The sequence below is a fragment of the Pseudomonas sp. ICMP 460 genome (assembly GCF_002723595.1).
Taxonomy (GTDB): Bacteria; Pseudomonadota; Gammaproteobacteria; order Pseudomonadales; family Pseudomonadaceae; genus Aquipseudomonas; species Aquipseudomonas kitaguniensis.
Genome location: NZ_LKBR01000001.1, coordinates 42,553 through 68,253 on the forward strand (window position 1 = coordinate 42,553; position 25,701 = coordinate 68,253).

Annotated in this window: 20 protein-coding genes and 1 tRNA gene; 18 read left to right on the forward strand and 3 right to left on the reverse strand. The window is 59.5% G+C overall.

What is annotated here, in order from left to right:
• The first annotated feature begins 108 nt into the window (after positions 1–108).
• The 7 genes from apaG (at position 109) to AO240_RS00240 (ending at position 8,157) form a co-directional block, all read left to right on the forward strand.
• Positions 109–489: a Co2+/Mg2+ efflux protein ApaG gene (gene apaG, locus AO240_RS00210; protein ID WP_058415265.1), complete on the forward strand. Its 381-nt coding sequence runs from the start codon at positions 109–111 to the stop codon at positions 487–489.
• Positions 489–1,337 (forward strand): symmetrical bis(5'-nucleosyl)-tetraphosphatase, encoded by an 849-nt coding sequence (locus tag AO240_RS00215; RefSeq protein WP_099234704.1) that lies wholly within the window; start codon positions 489–491, stop codon positions 1,335–1,337. Before apaG ends, AO240_RS00215 begins: the two co-directional genes overlap by 1 nt.
• A 33-nt stretch (positions 1,338–1,370) precedes the next feature.
• Positions 1,371–1,700, forward strand: a complete 330-nt coding sequence (glpE, locus tag AO240_RS00220) for a thiosulfate sulfurtransferase GlpE (RefSeq protein WP_099234705.1) — start codon at positions 1,371–1,373, stop codon at positions 1,698–1,700.
• 285 nt (positions 1,701–1,985) lie between these two features.
• Positions 1,986–3,908, forward strand: coding sequence for a PrkA family serine protein kinase (locus AO240_RS00225; protein ID WP_058415262.1), 1,923 nt, complete (start codon positions 1,986–1,988; stop codon positions 3,906–3,908).
• A 119-nt stretch (positions 3,909–4,027) separates the two neighbouring features.
• Positions 4,028–5,299: a YeaH/YhbH family protein gene (locus tag AO240_RS00230; protein ID WP_099234706.1), complete on the forward strand. Its 1,272-nt coding sequence runs from the start codon at positions 4,028–4,030 to the stop codon at positions 5,297–5,299.
• Positions 5,296–6,861 (forward strand): SpoVR family protein, encoded by a 1,566-nt coding sequence (locus AO240_RS00235; RefSeq protein ID WP_058415260.1) that lies wholly within the window; start codon positions 5,296–5,298, stop codon positions 6,859–6,861. The genes AO240_RS00230 and AO240_RS00235 overlap by 4 nt, the downstream gene beginning before the upstream one ends.
• Before the next feature lie 63 nt (positions 6,862–6,924).
• Complete coding sequence (locus AO240_RS00240) at positions 6,925–8,157, forward strand: multifunctional CCA addition/repair protein (protein WP_099234707.1); 1,233 nt, start codon at positions 6,925–6,927, stop codon at positions 8,155–8,157.
• Positions 8,158–8,333: 176 nt separating this feature from the next.
• Here the strand turns inward: AO240_RS00240 and folK are convergent, their stop codons facing one another.
• Both folK and folB read right to left on the reverse strand, forming a co-directional pair.
• On the reverse strand, positions 8,334–8,852 hold the full coding sequence (gene folK / locus AO240_RS00245; RefSeq protein ID WP_099234708.1) for a 2-amino-4-hydroxy-6-hydroxymethyldihydropteridine diphosphokinase: 519 nt from the start codon (positions 8,850–8,852) through the stop codon (positions 8,334–8,336).
• On the reverse strand, positions 8,843–9,196 hold the full coding sequence (folB, locus tag AO240_RS00250; protein WP_058415257.1) for a dihydroneopterin aldolase: 354 nt from the start codon (positions 9,194–9,196) through the stop codon (positions 8,843–8,845). Before folB ends, folK begins: the two co-directional genes overlap by 10 nt.
• Before the next feature lie 72 nt (positions 9,197–9,268).
• Between folB and plsY the strand changes: the two genes are divergently transcribed.
• Positions 9,269–9,838, forward strand: a complete 570-nt coding sequence (gene plsY / locus AO240_RS00255) for a glycerol-3-phosphate 1-O-acyltransferase PlsY (RefSeq protein WP_099234709.1) — start codon at positions 9,269–9,271, stop codon at positions 9,836–9,838.
• A 33-nt stretch (positions 9,839–9,871) separates the two neighbouring features.
• Here the strand turns inward: plsY and tsaD are convergent, their stop codons facing one another.
• Positions 9,872–10,897, reverse strand: a complete 1,026-nt coding sequence (gene tsaD / locus AO240_RS00260; protein WP_058415255.1) for a tRNA (adenosine(37)-N6)-threonylcarbamoyltransferase complex transferase subunit TsaD — start codon at positions 10,895–10,897, stop codon at positions 9,872–9,874.
• A 202-nt stretch (positions 10,898–11,099) separates the two neighbouring features.
• On the opposite strand from tsaD, the gene rpsU reads away from it, so the two are divergent.
• From rpsU to pqqF, 10 genes are all read left to right on the forward strand, one after another.
• The gene (rpsU, locus tag AO240_RS00265) at positions 11,100–11,315 is read left to right on the forward strand and encodes a 30S ribosomal protein S21 (protein ID WP_002551877.1); all 216 of its coding nucleotides are present in this window, start codon (positions 11,100–11,102) and stop codon (positions 11,313–11,315) included.
• A gap of 445 nt (positions 11,316–11,760) precedes the next feature.
• Positions 11,761–13,731 carry a DNA primase gene (gene dnaG, locus AO240_RS00270; RefSeq protein WP_099234710.1) on the forward strand — a complete coding sequence of 657 codons (1,971 nt, stop codon included), beginning with the start codon at positions 11,761–11,763 and terminating at the stop codon, positions 13,729–13,731.
• Between the two features lie 67 nt (positions 13,732–13,798).
• Entirely contained in the window at positions 13,799–15,646 is a 1,848-nt protein-coding gene (gene rpoD / locus AO240_RS00275) for an RNA polymerase sigma factor RpoD (protein ID WP_099234711.1), read from the forward strand.
• A 134-nt stretch (positions 15,647–15,780) separates the two neighbouring features.
• Complete coding sequence (locus tag AO240_RS00280) at positions 15,781–19,152, forward strand: bifunctional diguanylate cyclase/phosphodiesterase (RefSeq protein WP_099234712.1); 3,372 nt, start codon at positions 15,781–15,783, stop codon at positions 19,150–19,152.
• Between the two features lie 15 nt (positions 19,153–19,167).
• Positions 19,168–19,244 (forward strand) — tRNA-Ile (locus AO240_RS00285).
• 165 nt (positions 19,245–19,409) lie between these two features.
• Positions 19,410–19,931 carry a cupin domain-containing protein gene (locus AO240_RS00290; protein ID WP_099234713.1) on the forward strand — a complete coding sequence of 174 codons (522 nt, stop codon included), beginning with the start codon at positions 19,410–19,412 and terminating at the stop codon, positions 19,929–19,931.
• A gap of 60 nt (positions 19,932–19,991) precedes the next feature.
• Positions 19,992–20,438, forward strand: a complete 447-nt coding sequence (locus AO240_RS00295) for an Lrp/AsnC family transcriptional regulator (protein WP_058415250.1) — start codon at positions 19,992–19,994, stop codon at positions 20,436–20,438.
• 167 nt (positions 20,439–20,605) lie between these two features.
• A complete protein-coding gene (locus AO240_RS00300; protein ID WP_058415294.1) occupies positions 20,606–22,303 on the forward strand; it encodes an NAD(P)/FAD-dependent oxidoreductase in 1,698 nt (565 codons plus the stop codon).
• A 10-nt stretch (positions 22,304–22,313) separates the two neighbouring features.
• On the forward strand, positions 22,314–23,108 hold the full coding sequence (locus AO240_RS00305) for a carbon-nitrogen hydrolase family protein (protein ID WP_099234714.1): 795 nt from the start codon (positions 22,314–22,316) through the stop codon (positions 23,106–23,108).
• Positions 23,109–23,167: 59 nt separating this feature from the next.
• On the forward strand, positions 23,168–25,543 hold the full coding sequence (gene pqqF / locus AO240_RS00310) for a pyrroloquinoline quinone biosynthesis protein PqqF (RefSeq protein WP_099234715.1): 2,376 nt from the start codon (positions 23,168–23,170) through the stop codon (positions 25,541–25,543).
• The last annotated feature ends 158 nt before the right edge of the window (positions 25,544–25,701 follow it).

The following is a 25,701-nucleotide window of genomic DNA, read 5'->3' on the forward strand; positions in this document are numbered from 1 at the left end:
CTGATGCTATCGCGACAAGCCTGTGAGCATTTCTGGCCTAGTGCCCTGCTCTTGGCCTAGACTGACCCGCATCTGCTGTCCCAAGCTTTTGCTTTTAAGGCCTCTTGCATGTCCGATCCTCGCTACCAGATCGACGTCAGCGTCGTTACCCGCTTCCTCGCGGACCAGTCCCAACCCGAACATAACCGTTTCGCTTTTGCCTACACCATTACCGTGAAAAACAACGGGCAGGTGCCGGCCAAGCTGCTGTCGCGCCACTGGGTGATCACCGACGGTGACGGCCAGGTCGAGGAAGTGCGCGGCGCGGGTGTGGTCGGCCAGCAACCCTTGATCGACACCGGCGCAAGCCACACCTACAGCAGCGGCACGGTGATGACCTCCAAGGTCGGCACCATGCAGGGTTCGTTTCAGATGAAAGCCACTGACGGCAAACTGTTCGATGCCATCATCGCGCCCTTCCGCCTCGCGGTGCCTGGGGCGCTGCACTGATGACGACGTACGCGGTCGGCGACCTGCAAGGCTGCCTTGAGCCTCTCAAGTGCTTGCTGGAGCGAGTCGCCTTCGACCCGGCAAGCGACCGTTTGTGGCTGGTCGGTGACCTGGTCAATCGCGGCCCCGAGTCCCTCGCCACCCTGCGCTACCTGTATGACCTGCGCGACTCACTGGTGTGCGTATTGGGCAACCACGACCTGCACCTGCTGGCGGCCGACAAGAACATCGAGCGCCTGAAAAAGGGCGACACCCTGCGCGAAATTCTTCAAGCGCCCGACCGCGCGCAACTGCTGGATTGGCTGCGCCGACAAAAGCTCATGCATTACGACGAAGGCCGCAACACCGCCTTGGTGCATGCGGGCATCCCACCCCAATGGACGCTGAAGAAAGCCCTCAAGTGCGCCGCCGAAGTCGAAAGCGCGCTGGCCGATGACGCCCTGTACAGCGCCTACCTCGACGGCATGTACGGCAACGAGCCGGTCAAGTGGGACAACGACCTGAACGGCGTGCCCCGCCTGCGCGTGATCACCAACTACTTCACGCGCATGCGTTTCTGCACCGCCGAAGGCAAGCTGGACCTCAAGAGCAAGGAAGGCGCCGATACCGCACTGCCCGGCTATAAGCCGTGGTTTGCGCACAAGGAACGCAAAACCCGTGACACGAAGATCATCTTCGGCCACTGGGCGGCCCTTGAAGGCAAATGCGAAGAACCTGGCGTGTTCGCCCTCGACACAGGCTGTGTGTGGGGCGGCAGCATGACCCTGATGAACATCGACACCGGCGAGCGCCTGAACTGCCAGTGCAACGCCCCTATTCCCGTTACACTGCCGGCCGCCCAGCGCTAGACGCCGCTTGCAACCCTGCCCAAGGAGCCCGCCATGAGCGAATTCAAACGTATCTCTCCCGAACAAGCACAGGCCCTGCGCGAGCAAGGTGCTGTGGTCGTCGACATCCGCGATCAGCCGACGTATGCCGCCGCGCATATCAGCGGTGCACGGCACTTGGACAACGTCAACATTGCCGACTTTATCCGCGCAGCCGACCTCGACGCGCCAGTGATCGTGGGGTGCTACCACGGCAATTCCAGCCAGAGCGCAGCGGCTTATCTGATCAGCCAGGGCTTCAGCGACGTCTACAGCCTGGACGGTGGCTTTGAACTGTGGCGTACGACCTATCCTGCAGACATTGACTCCGGCGATTCGCAATAATTTTTTTCACACCCCGCTACCCCGCGTGACGCTTGGGCTCGCGCCGTTTCTGACGAACGGCGCGGGCAAACTAATTACGCATCCCGCCTTGACCTCCCTGATTCCGAACTATCCTTAAGCGCAGGCCATCCAAATCAGGGGAGAGCCGGTACACCGGCGTGCGGGTCATCGGTAACGTTTCAGGGTGTTCTGGGGGGAAAACGGTCATGGGTGATCACCAATGACTGCCAGCATCGACTGATTGACCCGGCGTCGGCTCCACGTATCGAGCGAGGTGACGACGTCATGAGTATCTTTAGCCACTTCCAACAGCGCTTTGAGTCCACACAGCACGAAGAACTCTCGTTGCAAGAGTATCTCGACCTGTGCAAAAAGGACCGCAGCACCTATGCGTCTGCCGCCGAACGCCTGTTATTGGCAATTGGCGAGCCTCAACTGGTCGAAACGGCCAATAATTCGCGCCTGTCGCGAATCTTCTCCAACAAGGTGATCCGCCGCTACCCGGCCTTTGAAGACTTCCATGGCATGGAAGAATGCATTGACCAGATCGTCTCCTACTTCCGCCATGCCGCCCAAGGCCTGGAAGAGAAGAAACAGATCCTGTACCTGCTCGGCCCTGTCGGCGGCGGTAAGTCGTCGCTGGCCGAAAAGCTCAAACAGTTGATCGAAAAGGTGCCCTTCTACGCGATCAAGGGTTCACCGGTGTTCGAGTCGCCCCTGGGGCTGTTCAACGCCACGGAAGATGGCGCGATCCTCGAAGAAGACTTCGGCATTCCACGGCGTTACCTCAATACCATCATGTCGCCTTGGGCCACCAAGCGCCTGGCCGAATTTGGCGGCGATATCAGCCAGTTCCGCGTGGTGAAACTCTACCCGTCGATCCTCAACCAGATCGGCGTGGCCAAGACTGAGCCGGGTGATGAGAACAACCAGGATATTTCGGCGCTCGTGGGTAAGGTTGATATTCGCAAACTCGAGGAATTCCCGCAGAACGACGCCGATGCCTACAGTTATTCGGGCGCGCTGTGCCGGGCCAACCAAGGCTTGATGGAGTTCGTCGAAATGTTCAAGGCACCGATCAAGGTGCTGCACCCACTGCTTACCGCGACCCAGGAAGGTAACTACAACAGCACCGAAGGGCTCGGCGCGATTCCGTTCACCGGCATTCTGCTGGCCCACTCCAACGAGTCGGAATGGCACACCTTCCGCAACAACAAAAACAACGAAGCCTTCATCGATCGGATCTACATCGTCAAGGTGCCGTACTGCCTGCGGGTCAGCGATGAGATCAAAATCTACGACAAACTGCTGTTCAACAGTTCCCTGGCCAAAGCCCATTGCGCGCCTGACACCCTGAAGATGCTGGCGCAGTTCACCGTGCTGTCGCGCCTCAAAGAGCCGGAAAACTCGAACATCTACTCGAAGATGCGTGTGTACGACGGCGAAAACCTCAAGGACACCGACCCCAAGGCCAAGTCGATTCAGGAATACCGCGACACGGCGGGCGTGGATGAAGGCATGAACGGCCTTTCCACGCGGTTCGCGTTCAAGATCCTCTCCAAAGTCTTCAACTTCGACCCGCACGAGATTGCCGCCAACCCGGTGCACCTGCTTTACGTGCTGGAACAGCAAATCGAACAGGAGCAATTCCAGGCCGAGACCCGCGAGCGCTACCTGCGTTTCCTCAAGGAATACCTGGCGCCGCGCTACATCGAGTTTATCGGCAAGGAAATCCAGACCGCGTACCTGGAGTCCTACAGCGAGTACGGTCAAAACATCTTCGACCGCTACGTGCTGTACGCCGACTTCTGGATTCAGGACCAGGAATACCGCGACCCGGAAACCGGCGAAATTCTCAACCGAGTGGCCCTCAACGAGGAGCTTGAGAAGATTGAGAAACCCGCTGGCATCAGCAATCCGAAGGATTTCCGCAACGAAATCGTCAACTTCGTGCTGCGCGCCCGGGCCAACAATAATGGCAAGAACCCTACATGGCTCAGCTACGAGAAGCTGCGGGTGGTTATCGAGAAGAAAATGTTCTCCAACACCGAGGACCTGCTGCCGGTGATCAGCTTCAACGCCAAGGCCAGCAAGGAGGACCAGCAAAAACACAACGACTTCGTGACGCGCATGGTCGAACGTGGCTACACCGACAAACAGGTACGCCTTCTTTCGGAATGGTACCTACGGGTCCGGAAATCGCAGTAAGAGCGGCAGCGGCAAGCTTTTAGCTACAAGCTGCAAGGCAAGAGCCACTGTGCCTGGCTTCATCGGGCGCTTGCTTGCAGCTTATAGCTTACGACTTGAAGCTCCCCGGAGGGGCCCCTATGAGCTATGTGATCGACCGACGCCTCAATGGCAAGAACAAGAGCACGGTAAACCGTCAGCGTTTCCTGCGGCGTTACCGTGACCACATCAAAAAGGCCGTTGAAGAGGCCGTCAGCCGCCGCTCCATTACCGACATGGAGCATGGCGAACAAATCAGTATTCCCGGACGCGACATTGACGAACCGGTGCTGCACCACGGCCGTGGCGGCAAGCAAACCGTCGTACACCCCGGCAACAAGGAATTCACCACTGGCGAGCATATCCAGCGCCCCCAAGGCGGTGGCGGCGGCAAAGGCCCAGGCAAAGCCGGCAATACCGGCGAAGGCATGGATGAATTCGTGTTCCAGATCACCCAGGAAGAATTCCTGGAATTCATGTTTGAGGACCTGGAACTGCCCAATCTGGTCAAACGCAACCTGACCGGTACCGATACCTTCAAGACGGTGCGCGCCGGCATCAGCAACGAGGGCAACCCGTCGCGGATCAACATTATTCGCACACTGCGCTCCGCGCATGCGCGGCGTATCGCGCTGTCTGGCAGCAGCCGCGCGAAACTGCGCGAGGCCAAGGCCGAACTGGAGCGCCTGAAACGCGAAGAACCGGATAACTTCGGCGATATTCAGGAGATTGAGGGTGAAATCGCGAAACTCAGCGCACGCATACATCGTGTGCCGTTTCTTGATACCTTCGACTTGAAATACAACCTGTTGGTCAAACAGCCCAACCCCAGTTCCAAGGCCGTGATGTTCTGCCTGATGGACGTGTCGGGCTCAATGACCCAGGCCACCAAAGACATCGCCAAGCGCTTCTTTATTTTGCTGTACCTGTTTCTCAAGCGAAACTACGACAAGATCGACGTGGTGTTCATCCGCCATCACACCAGCGCCCGGGAAGTGGACGAAGAAGAATTTTTCTATTCACGGGAAACCGGCGGCACCATCGTGTCCAGCGCCTTGAAGCTGATGCAAGAGATCATGGCTGCGCGCTACCCGGCCAGTGAGTGGAATATCTATGCGGCGCAAGCCTCTGACGGCGACAACTGGAACGACGATTCGCCGATCTGCCGCGATATCCTGATCAAGCAGATCATGCCGTTCGTGCAGTACTACACCTACGTCGAAATTACCCCTCGTGAGCATCAGGCCCTGTGGTTCGAATATGAGCGCATCGGCGACGCCTTTGCCGACACGTTCGCCCAGCAGCAACTGGTCTCGGCCGGCGATATTTACCCGGTCTTCCGTGAACTCTTCCAGCGCAGGTTAGTGACATGACCGCCAAAAAAGAGCATAAGCGCCAACCCCTTTCCACTGGCTCCGAGTGGACCTTTGAACTGATCCAGGCGTATGACCGGGAAATCAGCCGCATTGCGGCGGGTTATGCGCTGGATACCTACCCCAACCAGATCGAAGTGATTACCGCCGAACAGATGATGGACGCGTACGCCTCCGTCGGCATGCCGCTGGGCTATCACCACTGGTCCTACGGCAAACACTTCCTCAGCACCGAAAAGTCCTATACCCGAGGCCAGATGGGCCTGGCCTACGAGATCGTGATCAACTCCGACCCGTGCATCGCCTACCTGATGGAAGAAAACACCATCTGCATGCAGGCGCTGGTGGTCGCCCACGCGTGTTATGGGCATAACAGTTTCTTCAAGGGCAACTACCTGTTCCGCACCTGGACCGATGCCAGCTCAATCATCGACTATCTGGTGTTCGCCAAGCAGTACATCATGCAATGCGAGGAACGCCACGGCATCGACGCGGTGGAGGACCTGCTCGACTCCTGCCACGCCCTGATGAACTACGGCGTCGACCGCTACAAACGCCCCTACCCGATTTCTGCCGAGGAAGAACGCCTGCGCCAGAAGGAGCGCGAGGAGCACCTGCAGAAGCAGATCAACGATCTGTGGCGCACCATTCCCAAACGTGCCGACAAGAACAGCGATAAAGACAATGCGCGCTTTCCCGCCGAACCTCAGGAAAACATCCTGTATTTTCTGGAAAAACACGCGCCTCTGCTGGAACCGTGGCAGCGCGAAATTGTGCGCATCGTGCGCAAGATCGCCCAGTACTTTTACCCACAGCGCCAAACCCAAGTGATGAACGAAGGCTGGGCGACGTTCTGGCATTACACGCTGATGAACGACCTGTATGACGAGGGCCTGGTCACCGACGGTTTCATGATGGAGTTCCTCACCTCGCACACCAGCGTGGTGTTCCAGCCTGGTTTTGACAGCCCGTATTACAGCGGTATAAACCCCTATGCCCTTGGCTTTGCAATGTACCGCGACATCCGGCGCATGTGTGAACACCCAACCGACGAAGACCGCCACTGGTTTCCCGAAATCGCCGGCAGCGACTGGCTGTCGACGATCAAATTCGCCATGAGCAGCTTCAAGGATGAGAGCTTCATCCTGCAGTACCTTTCACCTCAGGTGATTCGTGATCTCAAGCTGTTCAGCATCATGGATGACGACCTTAAGGATGACTTGGTGGTGCCTGCGATCCACGATGAGCCCGGCTACCGCACCATTCGCGAAACACTTGCGGCGCAGTACAACCTGGGCAATCGCGAACCGAATGTGCAGATCTACAGCATCGATGTGCGCGGCGACCGCTCGCTGACCCTGCGCCACCAGCAGCACGACCGCAAGCCGTTGGGCGAGTCCACCGAAGAAGTGCTCAAGCACCTGCATCGGTTGTGGGGTTTCGACATCCACCTGGAGACGCTGCAGGGCGATCAAGTGATGAAAACCCATCATGTGCCCCCACGCAGCGAGCACAGCGACAACGACTACGGCCGCCTGGACATGGCCGTGGTTCATCTCTGAAACAGCAAAGCCTCCACGGGTCGGGCGCAGGCGTTATCCTGTGCCGCTAATGGAGGCTTTTTCATGAAAATCTACACAGTCGGCGGTGCGGTACGTGACCGCTTGCTAGGCATCAAGGTCACCGACATCGACCGCGTCGTCGTCGGCGCAACCACCGAAGAAATGCTGGCCAAAGGCTTCAAGCCGGTCGGCGCTGATTTTCCGGTATTCCTGCACCCGAAAAACGGCGACGAATACGCCCTCGCACGCACTGAGCGCAAGAGTGGCCGGGGTTATGGCGGCTTTGTGTTCCACGCCAGCCCCGAGGTCACGCTGGAAGAAGACCTGATTCGCCGCGACCTGACCATCAACGCGATGGCGGAGGACGATGACGGCAACTTGACCGACCCCTACCACGGCCAGCGAGACCTGGAAGCACGCATTTTGCGTCACGTTTCGCCCGCGTTCGCCGAAGATCCGCTGCGCGTACTCCGCGTTGCACGCTTTGCAGCGCGTTATGCGCCCTTGGGTTTCACCGTGGCGCCGCAAACCCTGGAACTGATGCGCCATCTGAGCGAATCCGGCGAATTGGAAGCGTTGACGCCGGAGCGCAGTTGGAAGGAAATCTCGCGGGCGCTGATGGAAGATCAACCTCAGGTATTTATCCAGGTACTGCGCGACTGCAACGCGCTGAAAACTTTGATGCCGGAGGTGGATGCGCTGTTCGGCGTGCCGCAGCCCGCAATTCATCATCCGGAAATCGACACCGGCGTACACACGTTGAGCGTGCTCAAACAGGCAGCCCTGCACGCCCAGCCGCTGACTGTGCGCTGGGCGTGCTTGCTGCATGACGTGGGCAAAGGCCTGACGCCTGTGGATAAGTTGCCGCAGCATATTGCCCACGAGCACACGGGTTTGAAGCTGATCAAGGCGGTCAACGAGAGCTTTAAAGTGCCAAGGGACTGCCAGGAGCTGGCGCTGCTGGTGGGCCAATACCACACGCATGGGCACCGCGCGCTGGAGCTGAAAGCCTCGACATTGCTGGAATTGCTGCAGAGTTTTGACGTGTATCGTCGACCGCAGCGCTTTGAGGAATTTGTGGCGGCGTGTGAGATGGATGCACGAGGCCGCAAGGGCTTTGAGCAACGAAGTTATCCACAGGCGGATTATTTGCGCGGCGCGGCGCAGGTGGCGCGCGATGTTGCGGTGGCGCCGCTGCTGGAGAAGGGGTTTAAAGGCGCGGAGTTGGGCGAGGCGTTAAAGCGTGAGCGGCTTGGGGCGCTGAAGGCTTACAAAGAGCAAAAGGCTGCTCCATGATTCATTGGGTGCGTGGCTCTGAGATTTTTGGGGCCGCTACGCAGCCCAACGGGAGCAAGCCCCCTCGCCACAGCAAGCCTCCTCACCACAGCAAGCCTCCTCGCCACAGTAAGCGCCCTCACCACAGTAAGCTCGCTCGGCTGCAGAAAGCATGCTTGCCGTGGGGAGCCTGGTGTCTAGAGCAACGCAGCCGGGGTCAGTTGCTGGCCTTGCCACTCGAAGCCGACAGGCGCCAGCACTTGGTCGATCTGCGCGTCGCGCCACAGCTCAGCCAGTGTTTTGCCTGCCTGCGGGTGCACACGGTCGGGGGCCATCAGCGACAGCGGCCACAGCACAAAGGCGTTTTTCAGGATCTCTGCGCGCGGCAGCATCAGGCCGTCGAAATTCCCTACCTGCTCGCCGTACAGCAACACGTCAATGTCCAGCGGCAGGCCTTTGCGGTCGGGTGCATAACGGCCATTGTCGGCCTCGATGAATTTCAATCGGCGGTCCAGCTCCATCAAGGGCAGCTCGGTATAGGCCGACACCACCAGGTTGAAGAATGGCCCACTCTTGATACCCACCGGCTGGCTTTCGAACACCGGCGAACACCGCACGTCCGTTAAAAAACTCGCCAGCGCATCCAGGCCAGCGCGCAGATGGCGCTCGCGCTCGATATTGCTGCCAAGCCCCAGGTAAATCTGAGTCAGCGACATCCGCGCTCGATCTCCACGCCTACGCCACTGGCAGCCGGCACGGCGCCGGGCTTGGTCAACTTGAGGTGCAGCCAGGGAATCTGGAATTCGCTCATCAGCACTTCGGCCAGGCGCTCGGCAAAGGTTTCTACCAGTTGGTACTGCGACTGCTCGGCAAAGGCCTGAATACGCGCGGACACACTGGCGTAATCCAGCGCCAGGGCCAGGTCGTCACCGGCGGCGGCTGGGCGATTGTCCCAGGCGAAACTCAGGTCCAGGCGCAAGCATTGCTTGATGCCGCGCTCCCAGTCGTAGGCCCCGATCACGGTGTCGACTTCCAGGCCTTCGATAAACACTCTGTCCACGCTCTTCTCCGCAGCACGACAAGGGCGCGATGCCCCGTTAGAATCAGGGCGTCCTCGCCCGGAATAGTTAGCATGTTTTGGTCACTGGCAATTTTTGCCTACCTGCTTGGCTCGCTGTCCTTCGCCATTTTGCTCAGCCGCCTGACGGGCAAGCCCGACCCGCGAATGAGTGGCTCAGGCAATGCCGGCGCCACCAACATGTTGCGCCTGGCCGGCAAGAAACTCGCCGTATTGACGCTGCTGGGCGACGCCTGCAAGGGCCTGCTGCCCGTACTGATCGCCAGCGTTGCAGGCCTGCCCTTGCAACAACAGGCCTGGGTGGGCGTGTGTGCGGTGCTCGGCCATATGCTTCCGCTGTACTTCCGCTTTCGCGGTGGCAAAGGTGTCGCCACGGCGGCCGGCATGTTGCTGGCGATTTACCCTCCGGCAGCGTTGCTGGCCGTGCTTGCCTGGTTGCTGACGTTCTACCTGACCCGCACCAGCTCACTGGCGGCGTTGATCGCCACGCCGCTCACCCTGCCATTGCTGGCTTGGCAAGCACCTGCAGCGCTGTTGCCGATGAGCGTATTGACACTGCTGATCGCATGGCGCCACCGCGGCAATTTACGCGACCTGTTTGCCGGGCGCGAACGGCATTTTTAAATACCGTCGGTGAACCCGGCTCACGCCTGGCGACTACAACGGTGACAATTGCTCCATCGGCCAACGTGCCTGCACGCTGATCGCCAGGCTTTCATGCTGCCCGGCCTGCAATCGCTGGCAACCCGCGTAGGCGATCATCGCGCCATTGTCGGTGCAAAACTCAGGGCGCGCGTAAAACACCTCGCCCTTGATGTCACCGAGCATTTTTTCCAGTGAAGTGCGCAACGCCTTGTTGGCGCTGACGCCACCAGCGATTACCAGGCGCTGCATGCCCGTCTGCTTCAGGGCGCGCTTGCACTTGATGGTCAAAGTCTCCACCACGGCCTGCTGGAACGCCAGTGCGATGTCGCAACGGGCTTGCTCACTGTCGTCTCCGGCGCTGACGCTGTGCTGCCAGGTATTCAGCGCGGAGGTTTTCAAGCCGCTGAAGCTGAACATCAAACCCGGGCGATCACACATCGGGCGCGGAAAGGTATAGCGGCCTGGAGCGCCTTTTTCGGCAAGCCGGGCGATTTCCGGGCCACCCGGATAATTGAGGCCCATCATCTTCGCGGTCTTGTCGAAAGCTTCACCGGCGGCGTCATCCAGAGACTCGCCCAACAGGGTGTATTGGCCGATCGCATCGACCTGAACCAGCTGCGTATGCCCCCCCGAAACCAACAAAGCGACGAACGGGAACTGCGGCGGTGTTTTTTCCAGCATGGGCGCCAATAAATGGCCTTCCATGTGGTGCACGCCGAGGGCCGGAATGCCCCAGGCAAATGCCAGCGCCTGGGCGCAAGAGGCCCCAACCAGCAGGGCTCCGACCAATCCGGGGCCAGCGGTATAGGCAATGGCGTCGATCTCGGTCGGTACGCAACCGGCCTCGTCCAACACTTGGCGAATCAACGGCAACATACGTTTGACGTGATCACGGCTGGCCAGCTCCGGCACCACGCCACCATAGGCGCGGTGCAGGTCGATCTGGCTGAACAGTGCATCGGCCAAAAGCCCGCGTTCACTGTCGTAAAGTGCGACACCGGTTTCATCGCAGGAGGTTTCAAGTCCCAGTACTAGCATGGGTTTGCGCCTTGTAGAGGCTGAATTCGAAGGCGCGCATAATAGTCCCCACTCCCCCTCCCGACTAGCGGTTTTCGATCAGAGGCTTTGCATTCCGGGCAATGAGAGGTTAACATCCGCAACCCTTAAAAACCGACGACCTCAGCCGCGAATTTTTTGCGACGAGAACGTTGATCCCGGTAATGAAAGAAGGTAGCTCTGGATGCCAGCCGTCAAAGTTAAAGAGAACGAACCCTTCGACGTAGCTCTGCGTCGTTTCAAGCGCTCCTGCGAAAAAGCCGGTGTACTGGCTGAAGTTCGTAGCCGCGAATTTTACGAGAAGCCAACTTCTGAGCGTAAGCGTAAAGCAGCAGCCGCTGTTAAGCGTCACGCCAAGAAAGTTCAGCGCGAGCAGCGCCGCGCCGTTCGTCTGTACTAATACACAGACGTTCGTAGCAAGCTTCTGCCAAGCCCGGCCCTCAGCCGGGCTATTGGCATTTGCGGATATCGCTTGATGTTTTATCGTCGACGCCGCCCATGCGACCGAGACACCGCTTCACACGTCAGGACTGGCTCTTTTGCCAGCGGTGCACGTCTCTTCTGACGAGCCTTACAAGGCTACTGACGAGCACACCCCTTTTTTTCAGGCAGCCGATCAACAGGTCGACTGTGCCCGCCGATGAGTTTCCGAGGCCACCACTGGTCAAGACCGGGCTCTTGGGGCAACATTTCCACGTCGAAAACTGACCTGAAGTTAACGTCAGCGAGCATTCGGCAGATACACTTCCTTACAACCCATGCAGACGCTAGATGCTCGAGCACTCGTTACGTGCGCTTGAACACTTCACGGGCCCTCATTTACACGCAGTGATGACGAGAACGCCATGGCCGGGCTAATTCCCCAGAGCTTTATTGACGACCTTCTGAACCGCACCGACATCGTCGATGTTGTCAGCTCGCGCGTGCAACTGAAAAAAGCCGGCAAGAACTACACGGCCTGCTGCCCGTTTCACAAGGAAAAGACCCCATCGTTCAGCGTCAGCCCCGACAAGCAGTTCTATTACTGCTTCGGCTGCGGCGCGGGCGGCAATGCCCTCGGCTTCCTCATGGACCACGACAACCTGGATTTCCCCCAGGCTATCGAGGACTTGGCGAAAGCCGCCGGCATGGAAGTCCCGCGCGAAGAGAGTGGCCGGCCGCACAAACCACGGCAACCCACCGACTCGCCGCTGTACCCGCTGCTGACTGCCGCTGCCGACTTTTATCGTCAGGCATTAAAAAGCCATCCGCAGCGCAAGGCCGCCGTCGACTACCTCAAGGGCCGCGGCCTCACCGGCGAAATCGCCCGGGACTTCGGCCTCGGTTTCGCACCGCCAGGCTGGGACAACCTGTACAAGCACCTGAGCAGCGACACCCTGCAGCAGAAAGCCATGATCGACGCCGGCCTTCTGGTGGAAAACGCCGAGACCGGCAAGCGCTACGACCGCTTTCGCGACCGCGTGATGTTTCCGATCCGCGACAGCCGCGGCCGAATCATCGCGTTCGGTGGCCGGGTCTTGGGGGACGACAAGCCCAAGTACCTGAACTCCCCTGAAACCGCGGTATTTCACAAGGGCCAGGAACTCTACGGCCTGTTCGAGGCGCGCAAAAACAATCGCAACCTCGATGAGATCATTGTGGTTGAAGGCTACATGGACGTGATCGCACTGGCCCAGCAAGGCCTGCGTAACGCCGTGGCGACGCTCGGCACCGCCACCAGCGAAGAACATTTGAAACGCCTGTTTCGCGTAGTGCCCAGCGTGCTGTTTTGCTTCGACGGTGACCAGGCCGGCCGCAACGCCGCCTGGCGCGCACTCGAGGCCACGTTGTCAAGCTTGCAGGATGGGCGGCGTGCGCGCTTTCTGTTCTTGCCCGAAGGCGAAGACCCGGACACCCTGGTGCGTTCCGAAGGCACCGACGCGTTCCGCGCGCGCATCAATCAACATGCGCAGCCGCTGGCGGACTATTTCTTCCAGCAACTGACCGAAGAAGCCGACCCGCGCTCCCTCGAAGGCAAGGCCCACATGGCCACCCTCGCGGCGCCATTGATTGATAAAGTGCCGGGCGCCAACCTGCGCACCTTGATGCGCCAGCGACTCATGGAAATTACCGGTTTGAGCGGTGAGGCCGTCAGCCAATTGGTGCACAGCGCGCCGCAAGAGGCGCCGCCCGCCTACGACCCAGGCATGAATTACGATGCGATGCCGGACTACGCCGACTTCCATCCATCGCAAGACGCCTACGCGCCTCAGCAGGATTGGACGCCGAAGAAACCTGGCGCCGGCGGCAAGAAATGGGACGACAAGCCCTGGAGCAAAAATGCCAAGCGCGGCGCTCGCGATGAACCTCGCGGGCCGCGAACACCGGTTGGGGTAGAGGCGCCTACACTTATTGCGCTTCGCACACTGATTCACCACCCCCAGATGGCCGGAAAGGTTGAAACGGCAGATCACTTCGCCAACGAGAGCAACACTTACGCCCAGCTGTTAATTGCGCTGATCGGAGCGTTGCAGAAAAATCCCAAGCTAAACTCCATTCAGCTGATGGCTCGCTGGCATGGCACGGATCAGGGGCGTCTTTTGAAAGCACTCGCGGAAAAGGAGTGGCTAATTGACGGGGATAACCTTGAACAACAGTTTTTAGACACCATTACTAGGTTATCGGCGGGTCAACATACGCAGACCCTGGATGACCTGATCAAAAGAGCAAAACAGCCGGGATTATCGGCCGAAGAGCAAATTCAGATAGCAAAACAGATGCGTGACCTCTTAAAACAGAATGTTTGCGCATCAAACCCGACCTCAGCTGGCGTGTGAGGTCATAGCTCGGGTATAATCCTCGGCTTGTTTTTTGCCCGCCAAGACCTTCAGTGGATAGGGTGTTATGTCCGGAAAAGCGCAACAGCAGTCTCGTATCAAAGAGTTGATCACCCTTGGTCGTGAGCAGAAATATCTGACTTACGCAGAGGTCAACGACCACCTGCCTGAGGATATTTCAGATCCAGAGCAGGTGGAAGACATCATCCGCATGATTAATGACATGGGGATCCCCGTACACGAGAGTGCTCCGGATGCGGACGCCCTTATGTTGGCCGACTCCGACACCGACGAGGCAGCCGCTGAAGAAGCCGCTGCCGCGCTGGCTGCGGTGGAGACCGACATCGGTCGCACGACTGACCCTGTGCGCATGTATATGCGTGAAATGGGCACCGTCGAGTTGCTGACACGTGAAGGCGAAATTGAAATCGCCAAGCGTATTGAAGAGGGTATCCGTGAAGTGATGGGCGCAATCGCGCACTTCCCTGGCACGGTTGACCACATTCTCTCCGAGTACACTCGCGTCACCACCGAAGGTGGTCGCCTGTCCGACGTCTTGAGCGGCTATATCGACCCGGACGACGGCATTGCGCCGCCTGCCGCCGAGATACCGCCGCCTGTCGATGCGAAAGCCGCGAAAGCCGACGACGAGACTGAAGACGACGACGCCGATAGCAGCGACGACGAAGACGAAGTCGAAAGCGGTCCAGACCCGGTCATTGCAGCTCAGCGTTTCGGTGCGGTTTCCGATCAAATGGAAATCACGCGCAAAGCGCTGAAAAAGCACGGTCGCGCCAACAAGCTGACCGTTGCCGAGCTGGTAGCGCTGGCTGAGCTGTTCATGCCGATCAAGCTGGTCCCGAAGCAATTCGAAGGCCTGGTTGAGCGTGTTCGCAGTGCCCTTGAGCGCTTGCGTGCACAAGAGCGGGCAATCATGCAGCTCTGCGTACGTGATGCGCGGATGCCGCGTGCCGACTTCCTGCGCCAGTTCCCGGGCAACGAAGTCGACGAAAGCTGGTCCGACGGCCTCGCCAAAGGCAAAGGCAAGTACGCCGAAGCCATTGGTCGCCTGCAGCCGGACATCATTCGTTGCCAGCAAAAGCTGATCGCACTGCAAACCGAAACCGGTTTGACGATTGCCGAGATCAAGGACATCAACCGTCGCATGTCGATCGGTGAGGCCAAGGCCCGCCGCGCGAAAAAAGAGATGGTTGAAGCGAACTTGCGTCTGGTGATCTCCATCGCCAAGAAGTACACCAACCGTGGCCTGCAATTCCTCGACTTGATTCAGGAAGGCAACATCGGCTTGATGAAGGCTGTGGACAAGTTCGAATACCGTCGTGGTTACAAGTTCTCGACTTATGCCACCTGGTGGATCCGTCAGGCGATCACTCGCTCGATCGCCGACCAGGCCCGCACCATCCGTATTCCGGTGCACATGATCGAGACAATCAACAAGCTCAACCGTATTTCCCGGCAGATGTTGCAGGAAATGGGTCGCGAACCGACCCCGGAAGAGCTGGGCGAACGCATGGAAATGCCTGAGGATAAAATCCGCAAGGTATTGAAGATCGCTAAAGAGCCGATCTCCATGGAAACGCCGATCGGTGATGACGAAGACTCCCATCTGGGTGACTTCATCGAAGACTCGACGATGCAGTCGCCAATCGATGTCGCCACCGTAGAGAGCCTTAAAGAAGCAACACGCGACGTACTCTCCGGCCTCACTGCCCGTGAAGCCAAGGTACTGCGCATGCGTTTCGGCATCGACATGAATACCGACCACACCCTTGAGGAAGTCGGTAAACAGTTTGACGTGACCCGCGAGCGGATCCGTCAGATCGAAGCCAAGGCACTGCGCAAGCTGCGCCACCCGACGCGAAGCGAGCATCTACGCTCCTTCCTCGACGAGTGATACCAAAACCCCCGGCCCATGCCGGGGGTTTTGCTTTGTATCGATTACTTTGTATAGATTAACTGCCGCGCAACACCCATCTCTCGTAATGCCCGTCTACACTCGACACATTCCCGTGCCATAACGAGACCGTTATGCCCAGACTGTCGACCGTGATACTGCTATCGCTGCTGACCTGGACCGCGACGGCTGGCGCGTTGACTCTCACTGATGATGAGCGCGGCTGGCTGGCGGACCATCAGGAGCTGCGCCTTGGCGTGGACAATGCCTGGCCCCCTTTTGAATACCGTGACGAAAATGGCCGCTATCAAGGCCTGGCCGCAGATTACGTGCGCCTGATCCAGGATCGCCTGGGCGTTAGAGTCAAACGAGTCGAGCCCGCGAACTGGGCCGACGTGCTCGAACAGGCTAAAAACAACCAGCTCGACCTGCTGCCCGGTATCATGTCCACCCCGGAACGCCAGGGTTTTCTGGCCTTCACACGCCCGTATCTCGACTTCCCCATCGTCATCCTCGCCCATGAAGGCGGCGCGAAACCGCGCAACCTCAAGGACCTGTACGGACTGAAGATCGCCGTGGTGGAAAACTACGCAACTCACGAGTTGCTACGCACCCATCATCCCGACCTCAACCTGGTGACCATGCCCAACGTCAGCTCGACGCTGCAAGCGCTGGCCACCGATGAAGTGGACGCCGTGGTCGGCGACTTGGCGTCCAGTGTCTGGAGCCTGCGCCAATTGAAGCTGGATGGTTTATACGTCAGCGGCGAAACGCCCTACCGCTACCAGTTGGCAATGGCCGTGCCGCCGGATAAAAAAATGCTGGTGGGCATCCTCGACAAGGTGCTTGCCGACCTCAGCCCGGAAGAAACCGACGCAATCCAACAACACTGGGTAGGCAGCCTCACTGATCACCGTGCGTTTTGGACCCAATTACTGATGTACGGCCTGCCTGCGGTACTGCTGCTGACTACCCTGCTGGCCATCGTGATGTGGATCAATCGCCGGCTGAGCTCGGAAATTTCCCGGCGGGTAGCGCTTGAGCAAAAACTGCGCAGCAGTGAGTACCACTATCGCGGCTTGGTGGAGAGCCTGTCCGCCATTGCCTGGGAAGCCAATGTCACCGACTTTACTTACAGCTACGTGTCGCCGCATGCCGAAGAGTTACTCGGCTACCCGCGTGCGCACTGGCTGGTTCCGGGGTTCTGGCAAACCATCATTCACCCTGCCGACCGAACCCGTACGCAGGACTACTGCCACCGCGAGACCCACGCCAATCGTGACCACAGCGTCGATTATCGAGTGGTCACCGCCGACGGTCGCTGCGTGTGGGTGCGCGACATTGTCAGCCTGATCAAGCACGGGCATCAGCCAGTACTGCGCGGCTTGATGATCGACATCAGCGAGGCCAAGCGCACCGAAGAAGCATTGCAGCTTTCCGAACAGAAATTCGCCAAGGCCTTCCACGCCTCACCCGACGGCTTGTCGCTGAGTCGTCAGCGCGATGGGTTGCTGATTGAAGTCAACGAGGGTTTCAGCCGCCTGACCGGCTTCACCCATGCAACCTCTCTGCACCAATCAAGCGTGGAGTTGGGCCTCTGGGTCGACCTCAATGAACGCGAGCGCATGCTGGAGCTGCTGCGGCGCGACGGTTTTGTTCGCGATTTCATCTGCCAATTCCGCCGCACCGACGGCATTATTCGCCTCTGCGAGTTGTCCTGCCGCCCGCTGCCCATCGGCGATGAGGACTGCATACTGACCATCGGCCGGGACATTACCGAACGCCAACTGATGCAAGAAAAACTGCAACAGGCTGCCACGGTGTTCGAGAGCACCGAAGAAGGCGTGTTGATCACTGATACCCTGCAGAACATCAGCGCCGTCAACCGCGCCTTCAGCGAGATCACCGGCTACAGCGAAACCGAAGCGCTGGGCCAAACGCCGCGCCTGCTTTCCTCTGGCCTGCACGACAGCGCGTTTTACGCTGCGATGTGGTACCAGTTGGCAGCCAAAGGCCACTGGCAGGGAGAAATTTCCAACCGCCGCAAGAACGGCGAGCTTTACCCCTGCTGGCTGACGATCAACGCCGTACGCAACCGCGAACAGTTGATTACGCACTTCGTTGCGGTATTTGCCGACATCTCCAGCCTTAAGCACGCCCAAGCCCGCCTCGACTACCAGGCGCATCACGACCCACTGACCGGTTTACCCAATCGCACGCTGTTTGAAAGCCGACTACAGGCCGCCCTCAACAGCCAGGAGGAAACCGGCAGCCAAGGCGCCGTGCTGTTCCTCGACCTGGACCGTTTCAAACACATCAACGACAGCCTCGGTCACCCCATCGGCGACCTGTTGCTCAAGGGCATCGCCGTGCGCCTCAAGGATCAACTACGCGACGTCGACACCGTGGCGCGACTGGGCGGCGACGAATTCATCATCCTGCTACCCGGCCTGCAACAAGCCAGCGATGCGCAGCACCTGGCGAATAAACTGCTCGCCTGTTTTACAGCGCCGTTTCAGGCTGGCGAACACGAGTTTTTTATCAGCGCCAGCATCGGCACCAGCCTCTACCCTCAAGACGGCACCGACGTCGCCACCCTGGTCAAAAACGCCGACGCCGCGATGTACCGCTCCAAGGCCAAAGGCCGCAACCGCGTCGAACGGTACACCCGCGACCTCACCGCCCAGGCCAACGAGCGCGTGGTACTCGAACACGAACTGCGCCGCGCCATCGAACGTAAAGAGCTGAGCCTTTTTTACCAGCCAAAACTGAGCCTGGTGACGCAACAACTGATCGGCGCCGAAGCACTCATTCGCTGGCATCACCCGACCTTTGGCGAGGTTCCACCCGAGCACTTCATCGCACTCGCCGAAGAGAACGGCACGATCCTGCAGATCGGCGACTGGGTGCTGGAACAGGCATGCCGACAAATGCACGCGTGGCAAACAACGTTCGAGGGCTTCGGCTCATTGTCGGTCAACCTTGCCGGCGCACAACTGCGCCACCCCAACCTGCTGGCACGCATCAAACAGCTACTGAACGACTACCACCTGGAACCCGGCTGCCTGCAACTGGAGATCACCGAAAACTTCATCATGAGCCAGGCCGAGGAAGCACTCGACGTGCTGCACCAACTCAAACACCTGGGTGTGCAACTGGCGATCGATGATTTCGGCACCGGTTATTCATCCCTCAGCTACCTCAAGCGCCTGCCGCTGGATTTTCTGAAGATCGACCAATCCTTCGTACGCGGCCTGCCCGACGACCCACACGACGCCGCAATAGTGCGCGCCATCATCGCGCTGGGCCACAGCATGCAATTCACCCTCATCGCAGAAGGCGTGGAAAACCCCGCGCAACAAGCGTTCCTCGCCGCCGAAGGCTGCGAACAGATGCAAGGCTACATCGTCAGCCTGCCCCTGCCACCCGAGATTTTTGCCGCGCGGTTCCTTCGTATGAGCGTTAAGGATTTTTCGGATAGCACAGAGGGGAAACCATCGTTATAATCCGCGGCCTACTGAGGGCCTATAGCTCAGTTGGTTAGAGCAGGGGACTCATAATCCCTTGGTCGTAGGTTCGAGTCCTACTGGGCCCACCATACTCAAAGCCGCGCATTGCGCGGCTTTCGCGTTTCTGCCGTCTGACAATTTAAGGCACTGACTCCCCGGTCCTACTCCGCAATGAAAGATTTGTTAATTGCCCACAACCGCTCCTGCGCAGACCATGGCCAGCCATCCACCTCCACACGAGGAAGACCGGCTCCATGCCTCAAGCCAAGCCTTCACCCCACGCTCTACTCCACTCTCTCTTCAACCTGAGCACGCGTTTCGCAGGCGCTGTCGCTATCACCCTCGCGACCCTCAACTGTGCACACGCCGCAACGCCAGCCCCGGCGACCATCAAGGCGTTTAAGCTGTGCACGGGCGCGGACAATGCCTCGCACGTGTTGGAGGGAACCATCGATCAGAACATGCGCAACGACGTGACAGCGATTCACTTCAAGCAAACCCCGGCGCATGCGGCGTACGGTTGGCATAACGACCCGGAGCCGCAGTACGTGATGACGCTGTCCGGCACGCTGGCATTTGCCACACGTGGTGGCGAGACGTTCACTTTGCACCCCGGTGAGGTGTTGGTCGCCGAAGACAATACCGGTTCAGGGCATCGCTGGAAGCTGATTGATGACCAACCTTGGCGGCGCGGGTATGTGGTGTTGAAGCCTGGCGCGCCCGATTCGTTTGTGCCGAACGACGCCGCTGCGGCGAAAGTCTGCAAGGCGCCTTAGCCTCGCAGATCGAAGCCTGTAACATGCCACTCCATTGTCGCCCGCACTGGAGTTTGCGTTTTGCCCGTCCTCGATGAAATCGACCGCCAACTGATCGCCGCCTTGCAGATCAACGCTCGCGAAAGCGTGGCGATGCTTGCCCGTCAGTTGGGAATTGCGCGTACCACGGTGACGTCACGTCTGGCGCGCCTGGAGAAAACCCAGGTGATTACCGGCTACGGCGTGCGTCTCGGGCAACGTGCCACCGATGGCGGTTTGCAGGCGTATGTCGGGATCACGGTGCAACCGCGTTCGGGCAAGGACGTGCTGAAAAGGCTGAGTGCCATGGCCCAAGTGCAGCAGTTGTGTGCGGTGAGCGGCGAGTTTGATTACGTGGCGTGGCTGCGCACCGACTCGCCGGAGCAACTGGATCAGTTGCTGGACCAGATCGGCAGCGTCGACGGGGTGGAAAAAACCACCACCTCGATCATCCTCAGTAACAAATTGGACCGCGGCCAACCAATCTGACCAGATTCCTCGTCACTTTGACTAAAAACAATCCATTTCGACGACACTTTGCGTCTTATTAACGGACGCTACGCTCCTTAAACTGGCAGCCATCTTTTCCTATACTCAGTGGGTCGCGTGCCGCCGAGTCGCCAGCAAGGTCAGCCATGAGCATTCCTTCCAGCACCATCAGCAAAACCAATCGCCACCCTGCCGACGGCAAAAAGCCCATCACCATTTTTGGCCCGGATTTTCCGTTTGCCTTTGATGACTGGATCGAGCATCCGGCGGGCCTGGGCAGTATCCCGGCCGCCAACCACGGCGCCGAAGTGGCGATTGTCGGTGCCGGGATTGCGGGCCTGGTGGCCGCTTACGAGTTGATGAAGCTGGGCCTCAAACCGGTGGTGTACGAGGCCTCGAAAATGGGCGGTCGCCTGCGCTCTCAGGCGTTTGAAGGTGCAGAAGGCATCATCGCCGAGTTGGGTGGCATGCGTTTTCCAGTGTCCTCCACCGCGTTTTACCACTATGTGGACAAGCTGGGCCTGGAGACTAAACCCTTCCCCAACCCGCTGACGCCGGCCTCCGGCAGCACGGTGGTCGACCTGGAAGGCCAGACCCACTACGCCGAAAAACTCTCCGACTTGCCGGTGCTGTTTCAGGAAGTCGCAGATGCCTGGGCCGATGCGCTGGAAGCCGGCTCGCAATTCGGTGATATTCAGCAAGCCATCCGCGACCGCGACGTGCCGCGCCTCAAAGCGCTGTGGAACAAGCTGGTGCCGCTGTGGGACGACCGCACCTTCTATGATTTCGTCGCCACCTCCAAAGCCTTCGCCAAACTGTCGTTCGCGCACCGCGAAGTGTTTGGCCAGGTGGGTTTCGGCACCGGCGGCTGGGACTCGGATTTCCCCAATTCGATGCTCGAAATTTTCCGCGTAGTCATGACCAACTGCGACGACCATCAGCACTTGGTGGTCGGTGGCGTAGCGCAAGTACCCATGGGTATCTGGCGCCATGTGCCGGAGCGTTGCGCGCATTGGCCAGCCGGTACCAGCCTCAGCTCGTTGCACCATGGCGCGCCACGGGCCGGGGTCAAGCGCATTGCGCACGCGGCCGGTGGCCGTTTTGCAGTGACCGATAACTATGGCGACACGCGCGAATACGCTGCGGTGCTGACCACCTGCCAAAGCTGGCTGCTGACCACTCAGATCGACTGCGACGAAACCCTGTTCTCGCAAAAAATGTGGATGGCCCTCGACCGTACTCGTTACATGCAGTCGTCGAAAACCTTCGTGATGGTCGACCGTCCATTTTGGAAAGACAAAGACCCGGAGACCGGCCGCGACCTGATGAGCATGACCCTCACCGATCGCCTGACACGCGGCACGTATTTGTTTGAAAACGGCAAATTCGACAACGGCGACGACAAGCCGGGAGTGATTTGCCTGTCGTACTCGTGGATGAGCGACGCGCTGAAAATGCTCCCTCAGCCCATCGACAAGCGGGTGAAGCTGGCACTCGACGCACTGAAAAAGATCTACCCGAAAGTCGACATCAAGGCGCGCATTATCGGCGACCCGATTACCGTGTCCTGGGAGGCCGACCCGCATTTTCTCGGCGCATTCAAAGGCGCGCTGCCTGGCCACTATCGCTACAACCAGCGCATGTACGCGCACTTCATGCAGAAGGACATGCCCGCCGAGCAACGCGGAATTTTTATCGCCGGTGACGACGTGTCGTGGACGCCGGCCTGGGTGGAGGGCGCGGTGCAAACCTCACTGAACGCGGTGTGGGGCATCATGACCCACTTTGGTGGCAGCACTCACCCGGAAAACCCGGGGCCGGGTGATGTATTTGACGAAATCGGGCCGATCGCCCTGGCCGATTAAGGAGTTGAACATGCGCGTTGCCTTGTACCAATGCCCACCGCTGCCGCTGGATGTGGCCGGCAACCTGACACGCCTCCACCAACTCGCGCATGAGGCGTCGGGTGCCGATGTGCTGGTGCTGCCGGAGATGTTCCTCAGCGGTTACAACATCGGCGTCGAAGCCGTTGGCGCGCTGGCCGAAGCGCAGGATGGGCCATCGGCACAGGCGATAGCCGAATTGGCAAAAAGCGCCGGGCTGGCGATTCTGTACGGCTACCCGGAGCGGGCCGAGGATGGGCAGATCTACAACGCCGTGCAGTTGATCGACGCGCACGGCCAGCGCCTGTGCAACTATCGCAAAACTCACTTGTTTGGCGACTTGGACCACGCGATGTTCAGCGCCGGTGGGGATGACTTCCCATTGGTGGAATTGAACGGCTGGAAGCTCGGGTTGCTGATCTGCTACGACCTTGAGTTTCCGGAAAATACGCGGCGCCTGGCCTTGGCCGGTGCCGAGCTGATCCTGGTGCCCACTGCCAATATGCTGCCGTTCGACTTCGTCGCCGATGTGACCGTGCGGGCGCGGGCGTTTGAAAACCAGTGTTACGTGGCCTACGCCAACTACTGTGGGCAGGAAGGCGATATTCAATACTGTGGTCAAAGCAGCATTGCCGCGCCGAATGGCCAGCGCATCGCCCAGGCTGGCCTGGACGAAGCGTTGATCGTCGGCACTCTGGAGCGCCAGGCTATCTTCGACGCACGCGCCGCCAATCACTACCTGCAAGACCGTCGCCCCGAGCTGTACGGCGCGCTATACAAGCCCTGATCTGACCTGATTTGGCGGGATGCGTTAGCATTGGCACTTCCCACGTTTCGGAAGTGCCCATGCCTGCGCCGGCCCACCCTCATCACCTTCACTTGACCCTGGCCAACGGCCTGCGGGTTTCCTTGCGCCATGCGCCGCGCTTGAAACGCTGCGCGGCAGTTTTACGGGTGGCCGCCGGCAGCCATGACGTGCCACTGGCCTGGCCAGGGTTGGCGCATTTTCTTGAGCATTTACTGTTTCTTGGTACTGAGCGTTTTCCCACGCACGAAGGCTTGATGGCCTACGTGCAGCGTCATGGCGGGCAGGTCAACGCCAGCACCCGTGAGCGCACCACAGACTTCTTCTTTGAAGTGCCGATAGCCACGTTTGCTGACGGGCTGGAGCGGCTGGCAGACATGCTGACGCACCCGCGCCTGGCGGTTGAAGACCAACTGCGTGAGCGCGAAGTGCTGCACGCAGAGTTTGTTGCATGGTCGCAAGATGCCAAGGCGCAGCAAGAAGTCGCGCTGCTGCAGGGCTTGGCGGCTGACCACCCGCTGCGCGGCTTTCATATGGGTAACCGCGACAGCCTGCCGGTGGAGCGTGAGGCATTTCAGCAAGCACTGCGGGCATTCCACACGCATTTTTATCAGAGTGGGCAGATGGCCCTGAGCCTCGCCGGCCCACAGCCGCTACAAGAGCTGGAAGCGTTGGCCCAGCGTTTCAGCCAAGCATTAACCTCCGGGCCTGCGCACCCGCAGGCCGCTCCTCCGGCCTTGCTGCAAGGCCAGGCGCGGGGCTATCAACACACCGCCAATGATCACCTGCACCACGTGATGGCCGCTGACGCGCCCGGCGAAGCCCTGGATTTTCTGTGCACTTGGCTCAACGCATCGGCGCCCGGCGGCTTGCTGGCTGAACTGAAAGCGCAAAAGCTGGCCACTGCACTGCAGGCGTCTGTGCTTTATCACTTCGCCGGGCAAGCGCTGCTGGACATTGACGTGACGCTGGATCCCGACTGCAATAGAGCCGCACACATCAAGGCGCTGCTGCACGACTGGCTGAGCTTTTTCGCACAGAGCAATTGGACCTCTCTGCGCGAAGAATACGCGCTGATTGCGGCTCGCCAACAACAGATCCAAGGCCCGCTCGCGTTGGCTCGAAATGCCAGCCAAGGCCTTTCGGAACAGGGCTTCGCCGCGCTGAAGACGATGCTTTATGCATTGCACCTGCCGCCCTCGGAGCACGCTTGGCAACTGCCGCCGCACAACCCGCTCCTGCGCCCACCGGTTCAAGAGCAACGCGCGGGGCTGATTCGCGGCCAAACCAGCGCTCACCGTGGCTTGCGTACCTTTGCTCAAGATCGCTCGCGGGGGCGACGGGAAGTGTCAGCGCTGACCTTTAGCCAAGCCTTGCCGGATGACAGCGATGAAGGCGCGCTGTACCTGCACTGGCGGTTTGATTCAGCCGTACCGGCTGGGCTGGAAAGCACATTGCAGCCGTTGCGCGAGCAGGCCCGTCAGGCCGGTGTCGAGCTGTCCTGCGAAACCACCGGCAATGATTGGCTGGTAAAAATGATCGGCCTTCATGAGCCGATGCCGGCAGTGCTCGACGCGCTGGCGAGCAGCCTGAACCACACCGATGCACACGTGGCGCAACCCCCCGCGGCGCCGATGATCGCGATACGAGCATTGCTCAAGGCGCTGCCCGCCTGCTGCACCGCCGTCAATGCGCAGGCCAGCGCGACGCCCGCGTCATGGGCCAGTGCACGCTGGCAAGGGCTGGGGGCAGGTTTGCCCGCCGCCTGCGAAGCGGCGATCAAAACCGCAGCCGCACGCTTGCCGGGGCAGCCGGCAAGCCTCGATTACACGCTGCAAAACCTTGAAGGCCAGCACCTCTGGCACGCGGTAAAAACCGACACCCGTGAAGCCGCACTGCTGCTGTTTTGCCCAACACCGACGCACTCTCTGGCCGATGAGGCGGCCTGGCGATTGCTCGGGCATCTGCTGCAAGGGCCATTCTTCCAATGCCTGCGCGTCGAGCTGCAACTCGGCTACGCGGTATTCAGCCACATCCGACAGATCCACGGGCAAACCGGCCTGCTGTTTGGCGTGCAATCCCCCAGCGTTTCGCTGGCCGAAATCGTCGCTCACCTGCACAGGTTCCTGGCGCAACTGCCGACGCTGATCGAGGGCAGTACAGACTTGGGCAGCCAGAACCTGGCGCAACAATTCTGTGTCAAAACGTTGCCCATCGCACAGGCCGCCGACCTGCTGTGGCACGCACAATTGGCGGGCCATCTGCCGGGGTATCTTGAACAGCTTCAGCAGCTGATCAAAGCCTGTACACGCGAGGATTTACGGCACGCGGCCAAGCAACTCAAGGACGCCAAAGGCGGCTGGCGCTACGTGGCCAACGGCCCGCGCATCATCGATATCGAGGCGTCTGTGGGCTGATCATTGCCGACACTGCAAAAGGCTTTTTCCGCCAAGACAGCGCTAACTGGAAAAGAATTGCGTAATATCCGTACGCACTATCTGAACATCTCCGACTGGAGGTGGACTATATGTATTGCTCGGTAATGAAAGTCCCATCCCTTGATAGGAGTATGAAT

Bases quoted from the DNA above. Each gene is read 5' to 3' on its own strand.
- plsY (WP_099234709.1), top strand. From the start codon at position 9,269: ATGTTTTGGTCACTGGCAATTTTTGCCTACCTGCTTGGCTCGCTGTCC.
- tsaD (WP_058415255.1), bottom strand. From the start codon at position 10,897: ATGCTAGTACTGGGACTTGAAACCTCCTGCGATGAAACCGGTGTCGCA.
- AO240_RS00280 (WP_099234712.1), top strand. From the start codon at position 15,781: ATGCCCAGACTGTCGACCGTGATACTGCTATCGCTGCTGACCTGGACC.
- folK (WP_099234708.1), bottom strand. From the start codon at position 8,852: ATGTCGCTGACTCAGATTTACCTGGGGCTTGGCAGCAATATCGAGCGC.
- AO240_RS00305 (WP_099234714.1), top strand. From the start codon at position 22,314: ATGCGCGTTGCCTTGTACCAATGCCCACCGCTGCCGCTGGATGTGGCC.
- dnaG (WP_099234710.1), top strand. From the start codon at position 11,761: ATGGCCGGGCTAATTCCCCAGAGCTTTATTGACGACCTTCTGAACCGC.
- rpoD (WP_099234711.1), top strand. From the start codon at position 13,799: ATGTCCGGAAAAGCGCAACAGCAGTCTCGTATCAAAGAGTTGATCACC.
- rpsU (WP_002551877.1), top strand. From the start codon at position 11,100: ATGCCAGCCGTCAAAGTTAAAGAGAACGAACCCTTCGACGTAGCTCTG.
- apaG (WP_058415265.1), top strand. From the start codon at position 109: ATGTCCGATCCTCGCTACCAGATCGACGTCAGCGTCGTTACCCGCTTC.
- AO240_RS00230 (WP_099234706.1), top strand. From the start codon at position 4,028: ATGAGCTATGTGATCGACCGACGCCTCAATGGCAAGAACAAGAGCACG.
- AO240_RS00290 (WP_099234713.1), top strand. From the start codon at position 19,410: ATGCCTCAAGCCAAGCCTTCACCCCACGCTCTACTCCACTCTCTCTTC.
- AO240_RS00235 (WP_058415260.1), top strand. From the start codon at position 5,296: ATGACCGCCAAAAAAGAGCATAAGCGCCAACCCCTTTCCACTGGCTCC.
- pqqF (WP_099234715.1), top strand. From the start codon at position 23,168: ATGCCTGCGCCGGCCCACCCTCATCACCTTCACTTGACCCTGGCCAAC.
- AO240_RS00225 (WP_058415262.1), top strand. From the start codon at position 1,986: ATGAGTATCTTTAGCCACTTCCAACAGCGCTTTGAGTCCACACAGCAC.
- glpE (WP_099234705.1), top strand. From the start codon at position 1,371: ATGAGCGAATTCAAACGTATCTCTCCCGAACAAGCACAGGCCCTGCGC.
- AO240_RS00215 (WP_099234704.1), top strand. From the start codon at position 489: ATGACGACGTACGCGGTCGGCGACCTGCAAGGCTGCCTTGAGCCTCTC.
- AO240_RS00240 (WP_099234707.1), top strand. From the start codon at position 6,925: ATGAAAATCTACACAGTCGGCGGTGCGGTACGTGACCGCTTGCTAGGC.